A 22023-nucleotide genomic window follows, 5' to 3' on the forward strand; every position below is an offset into this window, starting at 1 on the left:
ACGACTAAAATAAATTTAACTGTTTTTGGTCTGACTCCTTTGTCAATCGGATAGATAATTGGGTAAATAGATGCGTGTAAATTTCGATTATATCGGATGCAATCAAATCTGCTTGTCCTTCATCGTAAGTATGTGACATCAGTTCGCGCGATTTTTTCATCTTACGCCACCCGTCGGCATCCGTGATGTAACCGTCTTGCAATGCCAATGATAGCGTAGCATTGGGGCCGGCAAAGTCTGTATAACCTTTGTAACGAAGGAAATCTTGCAATGTTTTCCAAGATAATTCGTATGTATATTCGAACCGCTGTATAAGTCCCTCTTTTTCCAGATCGGATAAAGATGCGAGATCCGAAGCCTGTACCATTTGTAAACGGGCCAATGCTTTTTTAAAATTCATGAACCTTTGTTCCCAACGAATGTCTTCTACCATAGTGTTACTTTTTTGTCAAAGATAATGTTTATTAGCCGGAATCCATTGGGTTTACCCAATTTATTTCCGTCCGAAATCCGCCGGAATCTCTCCCCATTCCGAAGTTTCCCATTTCAGGATAGGGGTAGTGTAGGTATTGGTCTTGAGCCACTTTTCAGCCCGTTCGATCAGGTCGAAGATGGGCTCGTTCTCCGGTACACGTTCTAAAAGTGTCTTGCATTTTTTCTTTTTTACCCAGCCGATGGCGTTCCGGCTGTCCGAGTAGATCGGGAGGCTGCTTCCTTTTTGTTTCAACAAGGCAAGCCCGTGCACCAAAGCCAGGAACTCGCCGATGTTGTTCGTCCCCTTTTTTAACGGCCCGATCCGGAAGATCTCTTGCATGGTCGGCGGATAGACGCCTCGGTATTCCATGTCTCCCGGATTCCCGCTACAGGCGGCATCCACACAAAGACTTTCCCAAATCGGTTTCCCGACCGGAGCTTTCGGGGCCAGGCTTGCAGCCGCTTTGGAGGAAGACGCTGTTTTCAGATAATGTTCGTATCCCTTCTCGAAAGCTTTTGCCGCCTCCTCTTCGGTTTCGAACGACTTATATTTTGCCCCGTCCTGTCCGTCCACCTGCGCCTTGCATTCGTTCCAGTTGTCATACACGCCCGGAGTGATGCCTTTCCACACTACATAATATTTCTTTGTTTTTGCCATTGTTTCTCCTGTTTTCCTATGTATCAAAATGTCACTACTACCCCATCCAAATCGGATTACTACCCCATGTTTTTGGAATTACTATTGCGGGTAATATTTATTAACATTTCTTCTTGCTAATGAAATTGCCGTTTTTGCTGACAAAAGTATACATTTGCAGGAAACAATCATATAGATATGAAGCGTATATTTCTGATTGGATATATGGGAGCCGGAAAAACCACTGTGGGAAAGGTGCTGTCCCAGCAGTTGGGACTCTCGTTTATCGATCTGGATCACTATATAGAAGGCCGTTACCATAAGACCGTCGGCCAGCTTTTTGCCGAGAGAGGGGAAGAAGCATTCCGGGATATCGAGCGGAGGATGCTCCGTGAGGTCGCAGCTTTTGAAAATGTCCTGGTATCGACCGGAGGCGGTGCTCCTTGTTTTTTCGATAACATAGAGTTTATGAACGAGGCCGGACAGACCGTTTACCTGAAGGTTTCGGTAGAGGAACTGGCGAAGCGTCTGGAACTCTGCAAATCGACCCGCCCGATACTGAAAGGTCGTTCGGGCGACGAACTGAAAGCCTTCATCGCCGAAAGCCTGGAGAAAAGGGAACCTTTCTATTCGAAAGCGGCGATTGTGTTCGAGGCGGAAGAGATGATGACCGATCAGGATGTACATAAGATATCACAAGAACTGGCAACACGATTATAGAGTTGAGGGTTGAAAGTTGAGAGTTGAAAGTGAAAACTGGCACAACCTTAACTTTCAACTTTCAACTCTCAACTTTCAACTATTAAATTATGGATAGACAAGGGCAGGGGGCTTATATCCCGCAGGAACTATTGAAAGAACTCAGTAAGGTGAGCAATCGCCTGCTGATAGGTATTCCCTGTGAACGGGTGGAAGGAGAACGCCGTCTGGCTTTGACTCCCGAAGCGGTCGACATGCTGACCGACCGTGGTCATCGTGTCTTGGTGGAAGCCGGGGCAGGCCTGGGGATCAATTACTCCGATAATCATTATTCGGAAGCGGGAGCCGAGATCGTGGCGACGCCGGCCGAAGTGTACCAGGCGGATATCATCCTGAAGATCCTGCCGCCGCTTGCCGCCGAGGTGATGATGATGAAGCCGCGTACTACGCTGTTTTCGACCGTCCAGTTTAATACCTTTTCTCATGAAGCTTTCGAACTGATGATGGCTAAACGGATTACAGCCGTCGCCTATGAGCTGCTGGCGGATGACAAGCAACGCTGCCCGGTCCTGAATGTGATCTCCGAGATTGAAGGGACCGCCTCTATCACGATCGCTTCCGAGTTGTTGAGCAATACGCAGGGTGGAAAAGGAATCTTGTTAGGAGGTATACCGGGCGTTTCGCCGACCGAGGTCGTGGTCATCGGAGCAGGTAATGCCGGGACTGTCGCCACCCGTGCCGCTATGGCGTTGGGCGCTTCCGTAAAAGTGTTCGACGACGATATAAACAAGCTCCGGACCATCCAGCAGGTATTGGGGCAAGGCCTGTTCACTTCCACCTTCCATCCGAATGTGCTGCAAAACGCTTTTCGCAGTGCCGACGTGGTGATCGGGGCAATGCGTTACATCAATACGCGGCATCGGTATATCATTGCCGAAGACATGATCCGTATCATGAAGCGTGGCGCACTGGTCATCGACCTCAGAATCAATCAGGGAGGTTGTTTCGAGACGACCTGTTGCCTTTGTCCTTCCGATCCGGCTGTTTTCGAACAGTACGGCGTGTTGCATTATTGCCGGCAGAACATCAGCAACCGTGTGGCGCGTACCACTTCGATGGCTCTGAGCAATATCTTCGTCCCGATGCTTTTCCAGTTGGGCGACACCGGTGCGGTGCAGGGGATGATCAAGAGCGACCCGGGGTTCAAGAACGGAGTCTACATGTACTGCGGGAAGCCCGTTAACAACTACGTTTCCAATAGATTCGGTTTATCGTCGAATAACATTGATCTATACCTCTCTGCGTTTTAACCCATAAAAGTTTTGAACTCGCAAAGTTTATTCTTTACTTTGCGATGATCTTAAATATCAATAAGCGATTAAGCTAATATAAGTATATTATGGCAGAACAGACAAAAGTAACAACTCTGGAAAAGGTTGTCATCCGTTTTTCGGGAGATTCCGGTGACGGTATGCAGCTGACCGGAACAATCTTTTCCAATCTGTCGGCTATTTTTGGGAATGAAATCTCTACATTCCCCGATTATCCGGCAGAAGTGCGTGCTCCTCAAGGAACACTTAGTGGTGTATCAGGTTTCCAGGTTCATCTGGGGTCCCGTAAAATCTTTACTCCCGGTGATAAGGCGGATGTGCTGGTCGCAATGAACCCCGCTGCGCTGAAAGTGAATGTGAAGAACCTGAAACCCAATGCAATCGTCATTATCGATACGGATTCGTTCCAGAAGAGCGACTTGGATAAGGCCCAGTTTACGACGGACGATCCGTTTCAGGAATTAGGACTCGGCGGCGTGCAGGTCGTAGCGGCTCCTATCTCTACGATGGTGAAAGACGGCCTGGCTGAATTCGGCCTGGACAACAAGTCTGCACTCCGTTGTAAGAATATGTTCGCACTGGGGTTGGTTTGCTGGCTGTTCGAACGTCCGCTGGAAGAAGCGATGCACATGTTGCAGAATAAGTTCGCCAAAAAGCCGGCCATCGCGCAGGCTAATATCAAGGCGCTGACGGACGGTTACAACTACGGACACAATATCCATGCTTCAGTCTCCACTTACCGTATCGAAAGTAAGAAGGCTGCACCTGGTTTTTATACTGACGTGAACGGGAACAAGGCTACTTCCTATGGGTTGATCGCCGCCGCCGAGAAGGCCGGCTTGCGGTTGTTCCTCGGAAGCTACCCGATTACTCCGGCTACCGATATTTTGCATGAACTGTCGAAACATAAGGAACTCGGCGTTATCACCGTTCAGGCGGAAGATGAAATTGCCGGAATCTGTACTTCTATCGGTGCCAGCTTTGCCGGTTGCCTGGCTGCGACTTCCACATCCGGTCCCGGTCTGGCGTTGAAGAGCGAAGCGATCGGTTTGGCTGTGATTGCCGAACTGCCGTTGGTCGTTATCGATGTGCAGCGTGGCGGTCCTTCTACGGGTATGCCGACCAAGAGCGAACAAACCGACCTGATGCAGGCGCTCTATGGACGTAACGGTGAAAGCCCGGCTGTCGTGATTGCCGCTTCGACTCCGACAGACTGCTTCGATGCCGCTTATTGGGCAGGAAAATTGGCGCTCGAACATATGACTCCGGTTATCCTGCTGACGGATGCCTTCATCGCCAACGGTTCTTCCGCATGGAAGCTGCCGAACCTGGCTGAATATCCGGAAATCAAACCGAATTATGTCTCCAACTACGATGCGAGCGAAAAAGTATGGAAAGCATATCGTCGCGACAAAGAAAGCCTGGTCCGCTATTGGGCTATTCCGGGAACCGAAGGTTTTGCCCATCGCTTGGGAGGTCTCGAAAAAGATTACGAGACAAGCGCTATCTCGACTGACCCGGTCAACCACCAGAAGATGGTTACCACCCGTCAGGCCAAGATCGACAAGATTGCCGATTATATCCCCGAATTGGAAGTGATCGGAGATTCAGATGCCGACCTGTTGATCGTCGGATGGGGCGGAACATACGGACATCTCTACGAAGCAATGGAAACCATGCAGGAACAGGGAAAAAAGGTCGCCCTGGCTCACTTCAAGTTCATCAGCCCGTTGCCTAAGAACACGGCTGAAGTGCTGGGCAAATACAAGAAGGTGGTCGTTGCCGAACAAAACAACGGACAGTTTGCCAACTACCTACGTGGTAAAGTGGCCGGATTCAATCCGTACCGTTTCAACCGCGTAAAGGGACAACCTTTTGTTGTAGCGAGATTAGTTGAGGAATTCACGAAAATATTGGAGGCTTAAAAGATGGCAACTGAAGAAGTAAAATTTCAACCGAAAGATTATAAGAGCGATCAGTATGTACGCTGGTGTCCGGGTTGTGGAGACCATGCCGTGTTGAACTGCTTGCACAAAGCAATGGCCGAAGTAGGAGTGGCTCCTCATAATATGGCTGTTATCTCGGGTATCGGGTGTTCTTCCCGTTTACCTTATTATATGAACACATACGGTTTTCATACGATTCACGGACGTGGTGCCGCTATCGCTACCGGTGTGAAGACGGCTCGTCCGGACCTAAGCGTCTGGTTGATTACCGGTGACGGCGATTGCCTGGCTATCGGTGGTAACCATTTTATCCATGCTGTCCGCCGCAATGTGGACTTGAATATCGTATTGTTCAACAACAAAATATATGGTCTGACGAAGGGACAGTATTCTCCGACTTCCGACCGTGGTTTCGTTTCCAAGAGTTCACCTTATGGAACGGTCGAAGATCCGTTTATCCCGGCTGAACTGGCTTTGGGCGCCCGTGGCAATTTCTTTGCCCGCGTGATCGATGTGGATCTGAAGAATACGACCGAAGTGCTGGCTGCTTCTGCCCGCCATAAAGGGGCTTCTGTGACCGAAGTACTGGTGAACTGTGTGATCTTTAATGACGGTATCCATAAAAAGATTGTCGATAAGGAGTTCCGCGCCGACCGTACGATCTTCCTGCGGCATGGTGAAAAGATGCTGTTCGGCAAGGACAACGAAAAGGGTATCGTGCTGGAAGGCTTGAAGCTGAAAGCCGTAACAATCGGGCAGGATGGTTATACGTTGGATGATGTCCTGGTACATGATGCCCATGAAAAGGATAACACCCTGCACATGATGCTTGCCATGATGGGCGAAGATATGCCGATTGCGCTCGGTGTCATCCGCGATGTGGACGCCCCTGTATACGATGAAGCTGTCCACCAGCAAATCGAAGAAGTCCAGGCCAAGAATCCGATCCGTAACCTGCAGGATTATCTGATGAGCGGAGAAATCTGGGAAGTAAAGTAAGGCAGTAAGCCGATCTGTGATAAGAAAAGCTGTAAACCTTGAAAAAAGATGCAAGGGTTTACAGCTTTTCTTATTTATATTTCTATCTTTGTGAAACAAAAGGGTATAGCAATGAAGACAACAGCCGAAATCATAGAAATCCTGAGAGATTACAAAGCCCGTTCCGCCGAAAAATACGGAATCGAAACATTGGGCCTTTTCGGTAGCGTGGCTCGTGGTGAACAGAATGAGAAGAGTGACATCGATGTGTTTATTCGTTTGAAAAAGCCGGATTTTTTTGTTCGTATGGCAATTAAAGAAGAGTTGGAGCATCTGTTCCATACAGAGATAGATTTGGTGCCAATATTTGAAACTATGCGTATGTTATTGCGCAATAATATAAAACAAGATGCAATCTACGTCTAAAGAATTTATATTGGAACATTTGTCTTTCTTGACAGAGAAAGCAGAATTAGCACTTGAGAGGACCTCTAATGTGCATTGTGCAAATGATTTCATTTATCCCCTCTGCTTGTCGTGCTCCATCGCATCCAGGATGACTTAAATGCCGGGAAACATGATGCTATCTTTGGATAAAAGTAGCTGATTTGTAAACTCTATGTTACAAAATGGTAGGGTTTGATGTTAACGGCATGGAAAAGTATAATTATTACTGAAAAATTTCCTTAATTCGGTATGTACTATGAAAATTTGTATTACTTTTGTACCGCGATTAACAAGGCGAGGGAACAGCAAGTAAAAACAAAGATGAATTGCCTTGTGTTTTAACATCGAGTAGAGAGAAAAGTTATATAAAGTCAATCAATTAAATTAATTTCAAGATGGCTACATTAGATTTAAGCAAGTACGGAATTAAAGATGTGAAGGAAGTTCTTCACAATCCGTCTTACGATGTTCTGTTCGCAGAAGAAACAAAACCGGGTTTGGAAGGCTTTGAAAAAGGTCAGGTAACTGAACTGGGTGCTGTAAACGTGATGACTGGTGTTTACACAGGTCGTTCTCCTAAAGACAAATTTTTCGTAAAGAACGAAGCCAGCGAAGATTCAGTATGGTGGACTTCTGAAGAATATAAAAACGATAACAAGCCTTGTTCTGAAGAAGCTTGGGCTGATCTGAAAGCTAAAGCTGTAAAAGAATTGTCAGGCAAACGTCTGTTCGTTGTCGATACTTTCTGCGGTGCTAACGAAGCAACTCGTATGAAAGTTCGTTTCATTATGGAAGTAGCATGGCAGGCACACTTCGTAACTAACATGTTCATCCGCCCGACAGCTGAAGAACTGGCTAACTACGGAGAACCTGATTTCGTATGTTTCAACGCTTCTAAAGCAAAAGTTGACAACTACAAAGAATTAGGTTTGAACTCTGAAACTGCTACAGTATTCAACCTGAAGACGAAAGAACAGGTGATCCTGAATACTTGGTACGGTGGTGAAATGAAGAAGGGTATGTTCTCTATCATGAACTACATGAACCCGTTGCGTGGTATCGCTTCTATGCACTGCTCCGCTAACACGGATAAAGAAGGCAAGAGCTCTGCTATCTTCTTCGGTCTGTCTGGTACAGGTAAAACAACTTTGTCTACCGACCCGAAACGTCTGTTGATCGGTGACGACGAACACGGATGGGATAACGAAGGTGTGTTCAACTACGAAGGTGGTTGCTACGCTAAGGTTATCAACCTGGACAAAGAAAGCGAACCGGATATCTACAACGCTATCAAACGTGACGCTCTTCTTGAAAACGTTACAGTTGCTGCTGACGGTACAATCGACTTCGCTGATAAGAGCGTAACAGAAAACACTCGTGTTTCTTACCCGATCTATCATATCGAAAACATCGTTAAGCCGGTTTCTAAAGGCCCGCACGCAAAACAGGTTATCTTCCTGTCTGCCGATGCATTCGGCGTATTGCCTCCGGTATCTATTCTGAATCCGGAACAGACTCAGTATTACTTCCTGTCTGGTTTTACAGCTAAATTGGCTGGTACAGAACGTGGTATCACTGAACCGACTCCGACATTCTCCGCTTGCTTCGGTGCTGCTTTCTTGTCACTGCACCCGACAAAATACGGCGAAGAATTGGTTAAGAAAATGGAAATGACCGGTGCTAAGGCTTATTTGGTCAACACAGGTTGGAACGGTACTGGCAAACGTATCTCTATCAAAGATACAAGAGGTATCATCGATGCTATCCTGGACGGTTCTATCGACAAAGCTCCGACAAAAGTTATCCCGTACTTCGATTTCGTTGTACCGACAGAATTGCCGGGGGTTGATCCGAAGATCTTGGATCCGCGTGATACTTATGCTGACGCTGCTCAGTGGGATGAAAAAGCAAAAGACTTGGCTGGCCGTTTCATCAAGAACTTCGCTAAGTTCACTGGTAACGAAGCTGGTAAGAAGCTGGTTGCTGCTGGTCCGAAATTGTAATAACATACATAACGACTATATAAAAGCGCAGGACTTCGGTTCTGCGCTTTTTTTATATATATACATTAATTTTAGCATAAATGTTAGGATGTTTTAAAATCTATTCCTATCTTTACCCCAAATTATCTTTTAATGTGGGATGTGAGGTATAACATGATTAGACGTTTATTACTGGTCGTTGGGATTATCGTTTCTTTGTCATCGTGTGGCGGAGATATTGCTTACCGGATAGAAGGGAAACTTACCAATCTGGAGGATCAGACCTTATATGCCGTTTTCGAGAATGAAGATATAAAAGTGGTAGATACGGTGACTTGCGGGAAGCCGGGCGAATTCTTGATCGAAAAGAAACAAGGTGATTTCCGGGAAGTGACGATCTTCTTTGCCAATAAGATGCATTGGGTTACGGCTTATCTGGAAAAGGGAGAGAAGGTGACGATCACCGGGGACGCTGCTTATCCTGCCATGTTGCGTGTCAAAGGAGGGCGGATCAATGATCGTCTTTCCACGATAAAAAAAGAAATGGCTCCTTTGTTGAAGGAACAGGCCGACCTGATCCGTCAACTGAATAAGAAGAACAGGGAAAATGTCAACGGCTCGATAGAGGAAACGGATATGGCTTCACGCCTGGCGAATGTAAACCATCTGCTGAGTGAGGAAGCTGCTGCCGCCATTAAGAAATATCCGGATGAAGAAGCCTCCGTCATATTGATACAACATTATTTTAACCATCCTGACGATACCCGGCGAATGGATGAACTGCTGGCTGTGCTGAGTCCGAAATTGAATGACTTTTATTTGGTACGGAAGCTACAGGAATACAGTACGCGGGCAAAAAGGACGGCTTTGGGAGCTGAAGCACCCGGTTTCAATGTGAAGAATATTTATGGAGCTCCTGTCAGTTTGGATTCTTTTCCGAATAGATATTTGCTGCTTGCGTTTACGGCTCCCTGGTGCGATATGTGTCAGACGGAAGATCTGTATTTGGATGAAGTGGCAACGAAATATCCGAAAGAGAAGGTGGATATGTTGCTGATCAGCTTGGATGACGATCAGGCTGGAGTACGGAAAGTTATTGCAAAGGATAGCATCGACTGGAATTTGGTTACCGATTCCGCCGGACAGGCAGCCATGTTGGTCGATCTGTATAATGTAAGTGCTTTACCCCGCTGTTTCCTGATCGATGAAGAAGGAAAGATCATCTTGAAAACGGACAATGGGGTCGAGATAAAGCAGACATTGGAAAAGCTGATGGAGTAGGAATTTATGATTTATGATTTCTGATTTATGCAATGTTGCTATCCCTAAATCATAAATCCGGCCTCATAAATCCAGACCCATAAATCATAAATTATAAATCATAAATCTTTAACTATGTTAGTCAAATCTTATGCCGCCGCCGTGCAGGGCATATCGGCAACGGTCGTTACGATCGAAGTGAATTGCACGAAAGGTATCCAATTCTTTTTGGTAGGGTTGCCCGATGTAGCTGTCCGTGAAAGCCATGAGCGCATTATCTCTGCTCTTCAGGTGAGTGGCTACAAGTTCCCTCGTAACCGCATTGTGATCAATATGGCGCCTGCCGATATCCGGAAGGAAGGTTCGTCGTACGACTTGCCGCTTGCAATCGGTATCCTGGCAGCGGCTGAAGAGTTGGATGCTTCCCGGCTGAGTCACTACATGATGATGGGAGAGCTTTCATTGGACGGCAGCTTGAAGCCGGTAAAAGGTATTCTGCCGATTGCGGTCAAGGCACGTGAAGAGGGATTCAAAGGCTTTATTGTTCCCAAGCAGAATGCCCGCGAGGCCGCTGTTGTCAATAATCTGGAAGTGTACGGTGTTTCGACTATCAAAGAGGTGATCGAGTTCATTGCGGGAAAACGGGATTTGGAACCGACGGTTGTCAATACCCGTGAAGAGTTTTATGCCCGGCAGCTTCAGTTTGAAGCGGATTTCTCGGATGTACGCGGACAGGAGAATGTGAAACGTGCGTTGGAAGTAGCCGCTGCTGGTAGCCATAACCTGATCTTGATCGGTCCGCCGGGGAGTGGCAAGTCGATGCTTGCTAAACGTCTCCCTTCCATCTTACCGCCCTTTACCTTGCAGGAGTCATTAGAGACCACCAAGATACATTCGGTTGCCGGTAAGATCGGGGTGGACACTTCCCTGATGACACAACGTCCGTTTCGTTCGCCCCATCACACGATTTCGAATGTGGCGATGGTCGGGGGAGGTGCTTTCCCGCAGCCGGGAGAGATCAGCCTGGCGCATAACGGGATCTTGTTCCTGGATGAATTGCCCGAATTCAACCGGAATGTGCTCGAGGTCATGCGCCAACCTTTGGAAGACCGGACGATAACGGTCTCGCGTGCCCGCTTATCTGTCGATTATCCGGCCAACTTTATGTTGGTCGCTTCCATGAATCCTTGTCCTTGTGGATATTATAATCATCCCGATCGCCCTTGCCTCTGTTCTCCGGGTGCCGTCCAAAAGTATATGAATCGCGTTTCCGGCCCTCTGCTCGACCGGATCGATATACAGGTGGAAGTCGTGCCGGTCCCTTTTGAGAAGATATCCGACGGACACCCTTCCGAATGTAGCGAAGCGATACGCGAGCGTGTGATGAAAGCCCGCGCTATCCAGGAAAAACGCTTTGCCGCACATGAGGGCATTTATAGTAATGCCCAGATGACCTCCAAACTGCTTCATGAATACACCGTGCCCGATGCTGCCGGCCTGTCTTTACTGAAGGTCGCCATGCAGCGCCTCAATCTTTCCGCCCGCGCCTACGACCGTATCCTGAAAGTCTCCCGTACGATCGCCGATCTGGAAGCCTCTCCGAATATCGAAGCACGCCATTTGGCGGAAGCCATACAATACCGGAGTCTGGACCGGGAAACATGGGGAACGTAAAAATAAATCGAATGAATCTGATTGTCAATGAAAATAATACCTATTTTAGCTGTTCCGGTATTCCAACGGCCCCATCCCCACATGACGCTTGAAATATTTGCCGAAGAAAGACATGTTCGTGAAATTCAGCGAATAGGCGATGTCGTGGATGGAAAGGTCGGTCGATTTCAACTGTGCCTTTGCATCCATGATTACCATAGAGGTGATGATCTCGACACAAGTCTTGTCGGTCGTCTGCTTGACAATCGTACTGAGATGCGCCGGAGTTATGCCGAGTTTCTTGGCATACCACGCAACGGAACGTTGCGTGGTATAGTTCTTCATAACCAATTGTCCGAAGTTCTTGCTTATTTGTTCTGCTTTGGAGAGATTCGTCTTGTTCAGTGTCTTGTCTTTATACATGGCCCCTACTCCGAGAAGCACGCCTGAAAGCAAATGGTTAAGGATATCTTTGTTCAACTTGGGTCCGCAGAATCCATACGTCTTGACAAGTAGCGAAAAATAATCTTCCAGCAATTGAGCCGGTTGTTCTTTCAGCTCGATAATCGGGCAGTCTTTTACGACATACAACATGTCCATTGCCGATTTACCTATATTGGCATGGTTGATGAATTCAGATGAAAATCCCATAAAATAGATCTGTAAATCTCCTTCTATCTTATGAATTTGTAAGATCGTTCCCGGCAGGATCGTGATAAAGCTGCCCGGCTTCACTTGGTAGCGTGTCAGATCTATGGATGCTTCGATCTCCCCTTGCATGCAAAGCACGAATATCTCCGCCTTCAATCTGCAAGGATAGTTGGCATACAAGTTCAACAAACCAATGTCTTTATGCGAAAGATTCCCGATGATCCAATCTTCGGGAAGGTCTATTTTGGGGATATCGTTTTCCATATTCAGAATACATTAGAATATGTGCAAAGATATGAAAAATAGGACACGCAAAAAGTGTTGAATGATAAAATCCGGTTTAAGTTAGGATATTATAATTGACTATTTGGAACAAGATCTAAAAAAGAGGACAGGTAATCGTATAAATAGACCTTGTGAGATCTCTTGCGTTGTCGTTATTTTGCACCGATTTTGATAGGTAGAGAAAGGGTATTACTCCGGTTGTTTTGTGAATTGCAACAGTCAACTGAATTAGGGCTAAACTATATTACTATATAGATGAAGAAATGTATGATTGAATATGGTCTTGGGAAGATCATGGCTTTATGGATATGTGTTTTGGGGGTACTTATCTGTGCCTCTTCTTGTGATTCCGATCGTGTGCCTGCCGATGGAATTGGAAAGCTGCGCTTGTCATTATCGGCAGACACTACTTCTTTGAACAAAGGTATCAACAACTCGACTAAAGCAGCCGTTTCGGATGAGTTCGAAAAGTTCCTGACTACGGCTGATTACAAGATCCGTATCGTACAGCAGTCCGATACAGTCCAATCGTATGACCGCTTCGATGAGATGCCTTCTGAAATCGAACTGAAAGAGGGGGCTTATACCCTCATCGCCTCCAAAGGTGACAACCTCCCTTCTGCTTTTGAAAACCCTTATTTTGAAGGGAGTACCGACTTTACGGTGAAAGCTGACATGAGTACGCCTATCGATGTGACTTGTACACTTGGAAATGCGAGAATCACGGTCGACTATACCGAGGACTTCAAGGAGGCATATTCTGATTATACTGTTTTGTTGAGTTCGGCCTTTACATCCGGCAGCCTGGAAATAAAGAAAGATGAAATGCGTCCGGCCTATGTGCAAGTAGCTAAAGAAGGATCGGAATTAGGTATCGCCATCCGTTTAAAAAAAGTCACCGAAGACAAGGAAAAAACATATAAAATCCCGACTCCTCTTTCTATCGAACGTCGCCAGAACATTCGCCTGATCTTTAAAACGGATGGAGAGGCCTTGGATGGCATCGGTCTGGAAATTATCCTGGATGATGAAATGACAAATGTCACGCTGAATGAGGGGATACCGGATTTTATGTGGAAGCCGTTTGAGAAGCCGACACTGTCTCCGGATGATTTTACAAATGGGGAATCTTTTACCATTAAAGTCGGAAAGTTCGAGAAGAGTCCTACAGTTGGATTTGCTATGCCGGCAGGTATTGCTTCTTTGTGTGTCAAGCAATGGCGGGAAGACAAAGAAAACGAAGAGATTACCTATGACTTGGCGACGGACGAAGGAGTTACCGCCGCTTTGGGGAAGAATTTCAAATGGTCGGTCAATGGTAAGGCGAATACTAATGTGAAAGGAGAAAGAAAAACCGGACAGCTATTTTTGAAAGATGCAATCAATAGTTTGGAGGCTCCTATTGAGGAAGACCAAACTTATACTTATCATTATGAGTTTTCAGGAGTTGATGCGACAGGAAAGGCACATGCGACAAATGTATTGGGGGTAACAGTTGTTGTACAGCCAGCCGGCCAGCCGATCATAACATTTGACGGCTTTCCTGAAACAACGATTATAGAGGGTGATGATATGTCGAAAGAGATAGAAGCTAAATTTGAGGCTGAAGGTATAATCGATGAAACGAAAACGACATTGACAATTAATGACGGGGTAGGTGATAAGGTGTATAATATTCTAACCGATGGAACTATTTTATATAATGATTGGGGTATTAGTGTTGAATCGGATAATAATGCGACAGCAACGCTTAAATTCCCAAAAGTCTTTTCTTCCCGCTTAGAGGCTCCTACGGAAGGAGAGAAAACATTTACTTATAAATTGGATTTAGCAGATAAGAAAGGACGCAGTTTCCCGACTCTGACAAAGACATTGACGGTAAAGGCGCCGGTGTTTGAGTTGACACCGTCTGCTAATGGTGGGGATGCTTTTGCTTGCCGGGCTTTTTTGCGGGCAAAGGTTTCTGATGGAACACATCCTGATAATCTTAAATTCCAATGGAGAAAAGTCGGTAGTGGAAGTTGGAATAATTGCAAGAACCATACTTACCAAACGGATGAGATATGCGATACATTGAAGAATCTGACATCAGGAGGACAGCAATATGAAATACGTGCAATTTACCGGGAAAAAGAAAAGCGTGTAACGGAACCGATTGTGATAACAACCGAAAATGTAGTGGAGTTGGAAGATGGCTCTTTTGAAAACTGGCATTCAAAAAAGGTATATAGTGATAAGACTGCTTGGGTTGGAATTGATATTTATCAATGGTGGCCTTTCTTGGAAGGAGGGCAGAGTTGGTGGGCAACGCGTAATGCCTTGACAAATTCTCAAAATTCAGGTACTACCTGTTATTATACATCTTATTCAGGAACTGTTCCAACTGATAATGGCTATTCGGGAAAGGCTGCAGAAATAAGTTCTTTAGGTTTTGGTGAAGGCAGTACTTATTCACAGACAACGGGAGGATGGACTGCTAAAAAACGAGCTGCAGGAATGTTGTTTATAGGTTCTCATTCTGCTATAGCAGGAGGAGAGTCCGAAACATTTGACTATGGACATGTATTCACGGTACGGCCGACAGGGTTTAAATTTTATTATAAATTTAAATCAATGAATAGTGAATCATTTAAGGCTTATATCGTTGTTGAAAATAGAGATCAAAATTCTGTTACGGAATTAGGTCGGGGGGAATTGGTTCGAAACCAAGATCAGAGTTCTTTTGTAGAAGCGAAAGTTGACGTTAAGTACTTAAATACATCATTAAAAGCAACGCATATGTACATTGTCTTTATATCAAGCACAGCTTCAGTTCCTGCATTAGATGTCGTCAAGGGTAGTGTGGGAGAATTCTCGGGAAATGCGGATTCCCGTTTTGTTGGCAATGTTTTAACAGTTGACGAAGTTGAACTCATTTATGAATAAAAAATGAAAAAGACATATATTCTATTAATCTCTATTCTGACATTCTTTTCTGCTTGTCAAAAAGATGCAGGGATAGATAATGGTTTTGGTAAAGGTTCCGGAGCGTTCCGATTGGAAAAACCATCTGTCCAAAGCGAAACGGAGATTCCGGTAATTGTGACAAAAGGTGCTTTTGGTTTGGAACCTTCCACATTTTCGATCCGGATCGATCAACAGGGTACGGATGGTACATATACGAAACACATGAGTTTTGTTTCTTATTCGGCTATGATTGATTCCGGCATGCCATTGGTTTTGCCGGTAGGAGATTATCAGGTTGTTGCTTCTTCATACGATCAGACGGCGGTTGACGGCCAAGTGTCTGAAACTCCTTATTTCGAAGGGAAACAGGATTTTGTGATTGAAGAAAAAACAGTCACGTCTGTTCCTGCTTTTACTTGTACGTTTGAAAGCGTGGGTGTGGAGCTTCGCTTGTCCGACCGATTCAAAGCGAAGTTGGAAGCCGAACCTCTTAATTACAGCTATTCAGTGACTGTTTATGATGAGGAAGTATCGTGGACGTTTGATCCGGATAAGCATACAAAACCGGCTTATTTCCTGAATGATTGTAAGGATTTAGTATTGAAAGTTACGGTTAAGTTGGATAATCTGACCTATCCGGAACGGACCTATTATGTATGCAATTCTAATACAGATAAAGTATCGATTGGGGAATACTATATTATAACCTTGGATGCAGGAGAAGCTGAAACAAAATGTTTACGGTTAATGACTAAATGTATAGGAGAATAAGCATATGAGATATAAATACCTGTTATTGTTGTTTTCTTCTCTTCTTTTTTTCTCTTGTGAGATGAAGAAGGAGATATTGGGACAGACTGATAAAGGTCAGACTGATGACACGACCGTAGAAAACCAAGGGTTGCTGGATCTGGAGTTGAAGCCGGAAAAAGAAGCGGATATCCCTGTTTCGAAGGGAGGAAATGCTACTGGTTCGCAGACTGTTATATTGGATGTCAATGAGTTTGCTATAGATATCATTGATGGAAACGGGAATACGGTCAAACATTATGATAGTTACGCCGATTTGAAGAATGAGGGAGGCTTGTTGCTGCCTGCCGGTAATTATTCGATTCGGGCGACGTTGGGAGAAGATGTGAATGCCGGTTTCGACAAGCCCTTTTATTCCGGTACGAATGTGTGTGAAATCACCCCTCAGGAAGTGGCAAAGGTGATTACGGATTGTGTGTTGAGCAATAAGAAAGTTACGTTTCATTGTTCGGATGATTTTTTGAAGAAATTTAATGATGACTATTCGATCGTTATCGATAATAAAGTGGGAGCTTTGACTACCCAGAACGGGGAAAAGAGGACAACCTATTTGAAAAATACCGGCATTTTACAGTTTACTGTATATGCGACTATGAAGAATGGTGGAAAGAGTTTGGTATATAATTACGATATGTCGAAAAATGAGGAGATTCAACAATATAATAATATATTGATCGACTTGGATCTTGAAGAAGGTGACAGTTCTCCTGATGAACCGGATGATAACGAACCTGTCGAACCGGATGATCCTGTTGTGCCGGATGATTCGGCTTCAGTTAAAAATCCGGTGATTAAGGTCGACATATCCTTGGTCGAGAAAGAATATGTGATAGAGATTCCTTCGGATTTTATCGATGCCGGTGGTGAGGATGATGGTGGCGATGATAATGAAGGTGGTGACACGGTGGCTAAACCTACAATTGTAGGGGATGCAGGATTGGACATAAGCCAACCGATCGAGATATCGGGTGCAGGCAATAAAACTGTGCGTGTGAAGATTAATACACCGGGTAAATTAGCTTCGTTAGTTGTAAAAATAACTTCATCAACATTGGAGGCATTATTACCGGCTGTCGGGCTGACTTCCGAGTTTGATATTTGTGATGAGGGTTTGAAAGAAACTTTGTCAAAATTAGGATTGTCAGCAACAAAAGGTGCTACGTCTACAACGTTTGATATCTCTTCTTTTATGCCGATGATTGCAGGTTTGGGAGGAGGCGATTATCTCTTTACCATAACTGCGACGGATCAGTTAGGGCAAAAGGCTTCCAAGACATTAACGGTAAGGAACTTGAACGATTAATGAGTGATGAACAGTATGAAGTTATATATATTTGCTTGCTTGTGTAGTTTGATATTATGGGGAGTGAGCTGTGATGAAGAATCGGTAGGAATACCGACAGGCGCATTGTATTTAGGTATCGAAGAAGATGCTACATTGCTGACAAAGGCGGAATCGGCTGTTACGAATGAGTCTCTTCGCGTCGATATAATTGCAGCGGAAGGAGATACGATAAAAAGCTATTCCGATTATATCGATGAGGTGAAGGGTAAGAAAATCGTTCTTCCGGTAGGAACGTATACGATTTCAGTAAAATCAAACCAGTCGGAAGAAGCAGGGTGGGAAAAACCTTTCTATTCCGGTTCGAAAGAAATAACAATTCAGTCCGGCGAAATAACCTCCGTACAGATTGTTTGCAAGATTTCGAATACGAAAGTTGCAGTCGAGTATGCCGGCAATCTTGCTAATTATTTCAGTCGCTATGAAACAACAGTTTCCAATACTTCCGGGAGCTTGCTTTATACGCGAGATGAGACTCGTGCCGGCTTTTTTAAAGCAGAGAAGCTTACGGCTGATTTAAGATTAGTCAATTTGGATGGAAACGAGTTTACCATGCAACGTGTTTTTCCGGATATTAAAGAACAGTATTTTTATAAAATAAAATACTCGCTTGATGATGGTGGTGGAAATGAAGAAGCTGGAGCTGATTTCGATGGGATCATAGTGGATGAAAAAGCTGATACGATATATTACGGAATCTTCATCAAAGAGGAAGATCTTTTCGGCAAGTCGGCTCCCAAATTGACACTTGATGGTTTTACGGAAAATAAGATTGTCTATAAAAAGGCTGACAATCCGGTGGTTCCGGAACATTCTTTGACGATAGAAGCCCCGAACGGCATCAAGCAGTTGAAAGTGGAAACGACTTCTTTCCAGTTTGCCGATATTCCATCGTTTGATCTTTGTAACCTGACGGATGCTGCACGGACGCGTTTGCAGCAATTAGGTTTCCCGATACAAGAAGTAAAGGACAAGCAAAAACTGACATTCGTGTTGACTGATTTTGCTAAAGCATTAGACCCTGCTTCAGCAACTCAAATGGCCACCCATACGTTTACGTTCTCTGTCTTGGATAATTTACATCAGGAAACGACTGTACAATTCATTTATGAAATTCGTCCGAATGTGAATGTAACAACGGAAGAGCCGGTTGTATGGGCGAAATTTGTGACATTAAGAGGTAATTCCATTGACAGAGATAATATCGGCTTTATGTTTAAAAAGAAAGCAGATACAGATTTTCAGAGATATGATGCAACTATTTATAATGAGCAAACAGGTGATTTTTCTTTATTGTTGATTGAAAATATCATGCCAGGTACAGAGTATGAATACTATGCAGTTTCAGGTACAGATGCTCAAGGGGATGTCAAAACTTTTACAACGTCTCCGATTGTAAATTTAAAAAATAATACATTTGATGAATGGTTTAAAAATGGTAAGACTTGGTTTCCTAATGTAGATGTATCTAAATGGTGGGATTCTGGAAATACTGGCGCAAATACTGCGGGCGAAAATAATCCTACTTCTCCTGAAGAAAGTGTTGTAGTCAAGGGTAAAGCTGCTAAGTTACAGTCTACGTGGATTGGCTTTATTGGCATTGGGGCATTTGCTTCAGCAAGTATGTTTACTGGTAATTTTGTTGACATAGATGGAACGAATGGTATCTTGTCATTTGGACAACCATTTACTGCTAAGCCTACAAAATTGACTGGATATTATAAATATACTCCAGTAAACATAGATTATATGGAACAATGGGATTCAAAAGTAGATCCTGATTTGAAAAGTGGAGATTCTGATCAATGTATCATTTATATAGCATTGTGTACAAAAAATTATGAGATACGTACAAATCCGAAAAGTCGCCAATTGTTTGACCCTAACGATGCTTCTGTCATTGCTTATGGTGAATTAGTGGCGAAAGAAGCTGTTTCCGGAGAAGAAGCAAATGGTTATAAAAAGTTTTCAATAGATATCAAATATCGGAAAACAGATGTAACTCCATCTTATATAGTGGTTGTAGCTGCGGCAAGCCGCTATGGAGATTATTTTACAGGAGGTAAAGGCAGTACATTGTATATCGATGAATTTAATTTGGAATATGATTACAACACTGCCTCTTTCACAAACGAATAACGAATAAACAAAATATGAGAAAAATAACGAGTCTGCTTTTGCTTCTGCTTTGTGCCGTGACGGTACTTTCGGCGAGAGAGAATAAATATGATCGGGGAATCGTGATGAAGACATTTATCCCGAAAGGGCAATGGATGGTAGGGGCGACGTTCTCCTACTCGGAACATGTGGATGATAATTTCGAATTTATGTCGTTGTTGAAAGATATCGATTCGGAAGGATATACATTTAAAGTGACACCTTTGGTTAGCTATTTCATCCGTGACAATATCAGTATCGGCGGGCGTTTGGCTTATTCGCGTTCTTATACGAAATTAGATAACCTGTCACTTTCGTTAGGAGATGATATCAGTTTGGATATAAACGAGTGGAATGATAAATCGAATACCTATTCGGCTGCTTTTTTCATCCGTACATACTTAAATTTGGGGGATAGCAAACGTTTCGGTTTGTTTAATGAGGCACGTTTGCTGTACGGCTTTTCAAAAAGTACGAGCAGTTCGGATTTGGGAAGCGGATTGTCGGGCGTACATCAGTTGAAGCATAACTTAAATATCGGTGTTGCACCGGGTATCACCTGTTTTGTCAACGATTTTACGGCTGTGGAGGCTTCTATCGCTGTCGCAGGCCTGAACTTTAATTGGTATGACCAGAAAAAAGATCAGGTGTATGATGGTAAACGTACTTCCAGTTCGGCAAACTTTAAGATAAATCTGCTCTCGATCGACTTGGGTATTGTTTTTTATCTATAAGGAAGTGGTATGAAACGAAAAAGCATATTTCTTACGTTCGGATTGCTGGTATTGTCTTGGATAGGATGTGTCGAAAATGATTTGCCGTATCCGACCATTGTTGGACAGATCACGGAGATGGAAGTTGCCGGTATGACTTCCTGCCGTATCCTCGGAGCTTCAAATACAGTGGAGATAAAAGTGGCCGATACGATCGACCTGAGGGATCTGCGTGTTGAAAAGCTAGTCGTGACAGAGGGTATGAAGGTTTATCCGGATTCGGCTGCCTGTCTTGATATCGCTCATTTTCCGGATACCGGTTTTGTCTCGGCTGACAGTTTGCCTGCCGGAATGGATACACGGATGAATTTTCTGAATCCGGTGAAGTTCTGCTTGAGCCTTTATCAGGATTATGAATGGACGGTCAATGTTTCGCGGGATATCGTACGTAAGATCAAAATCAAGAATCAGGTAGGTTCGGCCTTGGTCGACGATTATACGAAGAACGTTATTGTTTATGTCGATTCGACCGAGCAGCCCTCTTTACGAAACATTGAAATAGAAGAGCTGCAATTAGGGAGTTCGATCGCACAGACGACTCCCGACCCTTCGAAAGTTGTTGATTTTACCCGGCCGCGTGTTTTCTATGTGACGGCATTTGACGAGACGGAAGAGTGGACCTTGAGCGTCCAATATCCGAATGCGAATGTCCAATTGACACAGCTTTCCGCTTGGACGCGCCGTGCATATGTCAGTGGATCGATATCGAAAGGAGAGGTGGAAGCCGAATACCGCAAGGTGGGCGAAACTACTTGGGAGTCTGTGCTGTCTAATGAAATAAGCTATGAGGGAGAAGACTTTTTGATCATGATGACTCACTTGACGCCGGGGACGGATTACGAATATCGGTTGACGATGAACGGGACGGTTGGCGAAATACTCACATTTACGACCGATACGATCATGCAGGTCCTGAATCTCGGCTTTGACGATTGGGTGATGAAAAACGAAAAGACTTGGTATCCGAATGCGACATTGGACGATGCCGACCATTTCTGGGATTCCGGTAACGAGGGGGCCAGTATCGCCAGCCGTAACCCGACTGCACCGGAAACGGGCGATGTGGTGAAAGGTCGTGCCGTCAAGATGGCTTCCGATTATATCAGCATCGCCAGCAAGTTCGCCGCTGGTAACATCTATACGGGCGATTTTGTCGGTTTGGCAGGTATCGAAGGGGCTGAACTCGATTTTGGACAACCTTATATCGGAAGACCTTCGGCATTGAAAGGATATTACAAATATACGCCAGGCGTGATTGACCAGGCAAAAGCTCCATACGATGCCTTGATGGGACAGACGGATTCATGCCATATCTATATCGGTTTGTTCGATTGGAGTGCTCCGTTTCGTGTCAACACAACAACAGGTACTTTTGTTGACCTGACTTGGAACAACGAATCGATGATCGCATTCGGTGAATTAAAATCGAACGAAGCGACAGGTAGCGATTACAAACAGTTCAAAATCAACTTGACTTATCGCGACTACTTCACCCGTCCAAAATACATCCTGATCGTAGCCTCCGCCAGCAAATACGGTGATTACTTCACGGGTAGCACGAGCAGCGTGATGTATTTGGACGAGTGTGAGTTGGTGTTTGAGTAGATTGACAATTGGGGATAACCGGAAACATTGTTCCCGGCATCGTACCG

General features: G+C 44.7%; 17 protein-coding genes. 14 read left to right on the forward strand and 3 right to left on the reverse strand.

What is annotated here, in order from left to right; genetic code table 11:
• Positions 1–4: 4 nt before the first annotated feature.
• Positions 5–433 carry a nucleotidyltransferase substrate binding protein gene (locus NQ564_RS16325; protein WP_008146990.1) on the reverse strand — a complete coding sequence of 143 codons (429 nt, stop codon included), beginning with the start codon at positions 431–433 and terminating at the stop codon, positions 5–7.
• A 60-nt stretch (positions 434–493) separates the two neighbouring features.
• Entirely contained in the window at positions 494–1132 is a 639-nt protein-coding gene (locus NQ564_RS16330; RefSeq protein ID WP_008146991.1) for a ribonuclease H1 domain-containing protein, read from the reverse strand.
• A 177-nt stretch (positions 1133–1309) separates the two neighbouring features.
• On the opposite strand from NQ564_RS16330, the gene NQ564_RS16335 reads away from it, so the two are divergent.
• From NQ564_RS16335 to NQ564_RS16370, 8 genes are all read left to right on the forward strand, one after another.
• Entirely contained in the window at positions 1310–1831 is a 522-nt protein-coding gene (locus NQ564_RS16335; RefSeq protein ID WP_008146993.1) for a shikimate kinase, read from the forward strand.
• Between the two features lie 89 nt (positions 1832–1920).
• Positions 1921–3120, forward strand: coding sequence for an alanine dehydrogenase (locus NQ564_RS16340; protein ID WP_008155877.1), 1200 nt, complete (start codon positions 1921–1923; stop codon positions 3118–3120).
• An 89-nt stretch (positions 3121–3209) separates the two neighbouring features.
• Positions 3210–5066 (forward strand): 2-oxoacid:acceptor oxidoreductase subunit alpha, encoded by a 1857-nt coding sequence (locus NQ564_RS16345; RefSeq protein WP_008146996.1) that lies wholly within the window; start codon positions 3210–3212, stop codon positions 5064–5066.
• Between the two features lie 3 nt (positions 5067–5069).
• Positions 5070–6086 (forward strand): 2-oxoacid:ferredoxin oxidoreductase subunit beta, encoded by a 1017-nt coding sequence (locus tag NQ564_RS16350; protein WP_008155874.1) that lies wholly within the window; start codon positions 5070–5072, stop codon positions 6084–6086.
• A 111-nt stretch (positions 6087–6197) separates the two neighbouring features.
• Entirely contained in the window at positions 6198–6491 is a 294-nt protein-coding gene (locus NQ564_RS16355; RefSeq protein ID WP_207212142.1) for a nucleotidyltransferase family protein, read from the forward strand.
• A gap of 416 nt (positions 6492–6907) precedes the next feature.
• The gene (gene pckA, locus NQ564_RS16360; protein ID WP_008147000.1) at positions 6908–8515 is read left to right on the forward strand and encodes a phosphoenolpyruvate carboxykinase (ATP); all 1608 of its coding nucleotides are present in this window, start codon (positions 6908–6910) and stop codon (positions 8513–8515) included.
• A 153-nt stretch (positions 8516–8668) separates the two neighbouring features.
• Positions 8669–9775 carry a TlpA disulfide reductase family protein gene (locus tag NQ564_RS16365; RefSeq protein WP_227963176.1) on the forward strand — a complete coding sequence of 369 codons (1107 nt, stop codon included), beginning with the start codon at positions 8669–8671 and terminating at the stop codon, positions 9773–9775.
• A 114-nt stretch (positions 9776–9889) separates the two neighbouring features.
• Positions 9890–11428, forward strand: coding sequence for a YifB family Mg chelatase-like AAA ATPase (locus NQ564_RS16370; protein ID WP_008147002.1), 1539 nt, complete (start codon positions 9890–9892; stop codon positions 11426–11428).
• A 45-nt stretch (positions 11429–11473) separates the two neighbouring features.
• Here the strand turns inward: NQ564_RS16370 and NQ564_RS16375 are convergent, their stop codons facing one another.
• Positions 11474–12322, reverse strand: a complete 849-nt coding sequence (locus NQ564_RS16375; RefSeq protein ID WP_008147004.1) for an AraC family transcriptional regulator — start codon at positions 12320–12322, stop codon at positions 11474–11476.
• A gap of 276 nt (positions 12323–12598) precedes the next feature.
• On the opposite strand from NQ564_RS16375, the gene NQ564_RS16380 reads away from it, so the two are divergent.
• The 6 genes from NQ564_RS16380 to NQ564_RS16405 all read left to right on the forward strand — a co-directional run bounded on the left by NQ564_RS16380 (position 12599) and on the right by NQ564_RS16405 (position 21976).
• Positions 12599–15268, forward strand: a complete 2670-nt coding sequence (locus tag NQ564_RS16380) for a DUF4493 domain-containing protein (RefSeq protein WP_008147006.1) — start codon at positions 12599–12601, stop codon at positions 15266–15268.
• A 3-nt stretch (positions 15269–15271) separates the two neighbouring features.
• Positions 15272–16060 carry a DUF4493 domain-containing protein gene (locus NQ564_RS16385; RefSeq protein WP_008147007.1) on the forward strand — a complete coding sequence of 263 codons (789 nt, stop codon included), beginning with the start codon at positions 15272–15274 and terminating at the stop codon, positions 16058–16060.
• 61 nt (positions 16061–16121) lie between these two features.
• The gene (locus tag NQ564_RS16390) at positions 16122–17402 is read left to right on the forward strand and encodes a DUF4493 domain-containing protein (RefSeq protein ID WP_008147010.1); all 1281 of its coding nucleotides are present in this window, start codon (positions 16122–16124) and stop codon (positions 17400–17402) included.
• A 15-nt stretch (positions 17403–17417) separates the two neighbouring features.
• Complete coding sequence (locus NQ564_RS16395) at positions 17418–19580, forward strand: PCMD domain-containing protein (protein WP_039848045.1); 2163 nt, start codon at positions 17418–17420, stop codon at positions 19578–19580.
• 14 nt (positions 19581–19594) lie between these two features.
• Complete coding sequence (locus NQ564_RS16400; RefSeq protein ID WP_005639968.1) at positions 19595–20332, forward strand: hypothetical protein; 738 nt, start codon at positions 19595–19597, stop codon at positions 20330–20332.
• A 9-nt stretch (positions 20333–20341) separates the two neighbouring features.
• Positions 20342–21976, forward strand: a complete 1635-nt coding sequence (locus NQ564_RS16405; RefSeq protein WP_008147012.1) for a PCMD domain-containing protein — start codon at positions 20342–20344, stop codon at positions 21974–21976.
• Positions 21977–22023: the final 47 nt, after the last annotated feature.

It is taken from the genome of Parabacteroides johnsonii DSM 18315, assembly GCF_025151045.1.
Taxonomy (GTDB): Bacteria; Bacteroidota; Bacteroidia; order Bacteroidales; family Tannerellaceae; genus Parabacteroides; species Parabacteroides johnsonii.

Excerpts from the sequence above, each read along its gene's own strand:
- NQ564_RS16400 (WP_005639968.1), top strand. The coding sequence starts at position 19,595 with ATGAGAAAAATAACGAGTCTGCTTTTGCTTCTGCTTTGTGCCGTGACG.
- NQ564_RS16325 (WP_008146990.1), bottom strand. The coding sequence starts at position 433 with ATGGTAGAAGACATTCGTTGGGAACAAAGGTTCATGAATTTTAAAAAA.
- NQ564_RS16395 (WP_039848045.1), top strand. The coding sequence starts at position 17,418 with ATGAAGTTATATATATTTGCTTGCTTGTGTAGTTTGATATTATGGGGA.
- NQ564_RS16345 (WP_008146996.1), top strand. The coding sequence starts at position 3,210 with ATGGCAGAACAGACAAAAGTAACAACTCTGGAAAAGGTTGTCATCCGT.
- NQ564_RS16335 (WP_008146993.1), top strand. The coding sequence starts at position 1,310 with ATGAAGCGTATATTTCTGATTGGATATATGGGAGCCGGAAAAACCACT.
- NQ564_RS16330 (WP_008146991.1), bottom strand. The coding sequence starts at position 1,132 with ATGGCAAAAACAAAGAAATATTATGTAGTGTGGAAAGGCATCACTCCG.
- NQ564_RS16340 (WP_008155877.1), top strand. The coding sequence starts at position 1,921 with ATGGATAGACAAGGGCAGGGGGCTTATATCCCGCAGGAACTATTGAAA.
- NQ564_RS16355 (WP_207212142.1), top strand. The coding sequence starts at position 6,198 with ATGAAGACAACAGCCGAAATCATAGAAATCCTGAGAGATTACAAAGCC.
- NQ564_RS16390 (WP_008147010.1), top strand. The coding sequence starts at position 16,122 with ATGAAGAAGGAGATATTGGGACAGACTGATAAAGGTCAGACTGATGAC.
- NQ564_RS16405 (WP_008147012.1), top strand. The coding sequence starts at position 20,342 with ATGAAACGAAAAAGCATATTTCTTACGTTCGGATTGCTGGTATTGTCT.
- pckA (WP_008147000.1), top strand. The coding sequence starts at position 6,908 with ATGGCTACATTAGATTTAAGCAAGTACGGAATTAAAGATGTGAAGGAA.
- NQ564_RS16380 (WP_008147006.1), top strand. The coding sequence starts at position 12,599 with ATGAAGAAATGTATGATTGAATATGGTCTTGGGAAGATCATGGCTTTA.
- NQ564_RS16370 (WP_008147002.1), top strand. The coding sequence starts at position 9,890 with ATGTTAGTCAAATCTTATGCCGCCGCCGTGCAGGGCATATCGGCAACG.
- NQ564_RS16375 (WP_008147004.1), bottom strand. The coding sequence starts at position 12,322 with ATGGAAAACGATATCCCCAAAATAGACCTTCCCGAAGATTGGATCATC.
- NQ564_RS16385 (WP_008147007.1), top strand. The coding sequence starts at position 15,272 with ATGAAAAAGACATATATTCTATTAATCTCTATTCTGACATTCTTTTCT.
- NQ564_RS16365 (WP_227963176.1), top strand. The coding sequence starts at position 8,669 with ATGATTAGACGTTTATTACTGGTCGTTGGGATTATCGTTTCTTTGTCA.
- NQ564_RS16350 (WP_008155874.1), top strand. The coding sequence starts at position 5,070 with ATGGCAACTGAAGAAGTAAAATTTCAACCGAAAGATTATAAGAGCGAT.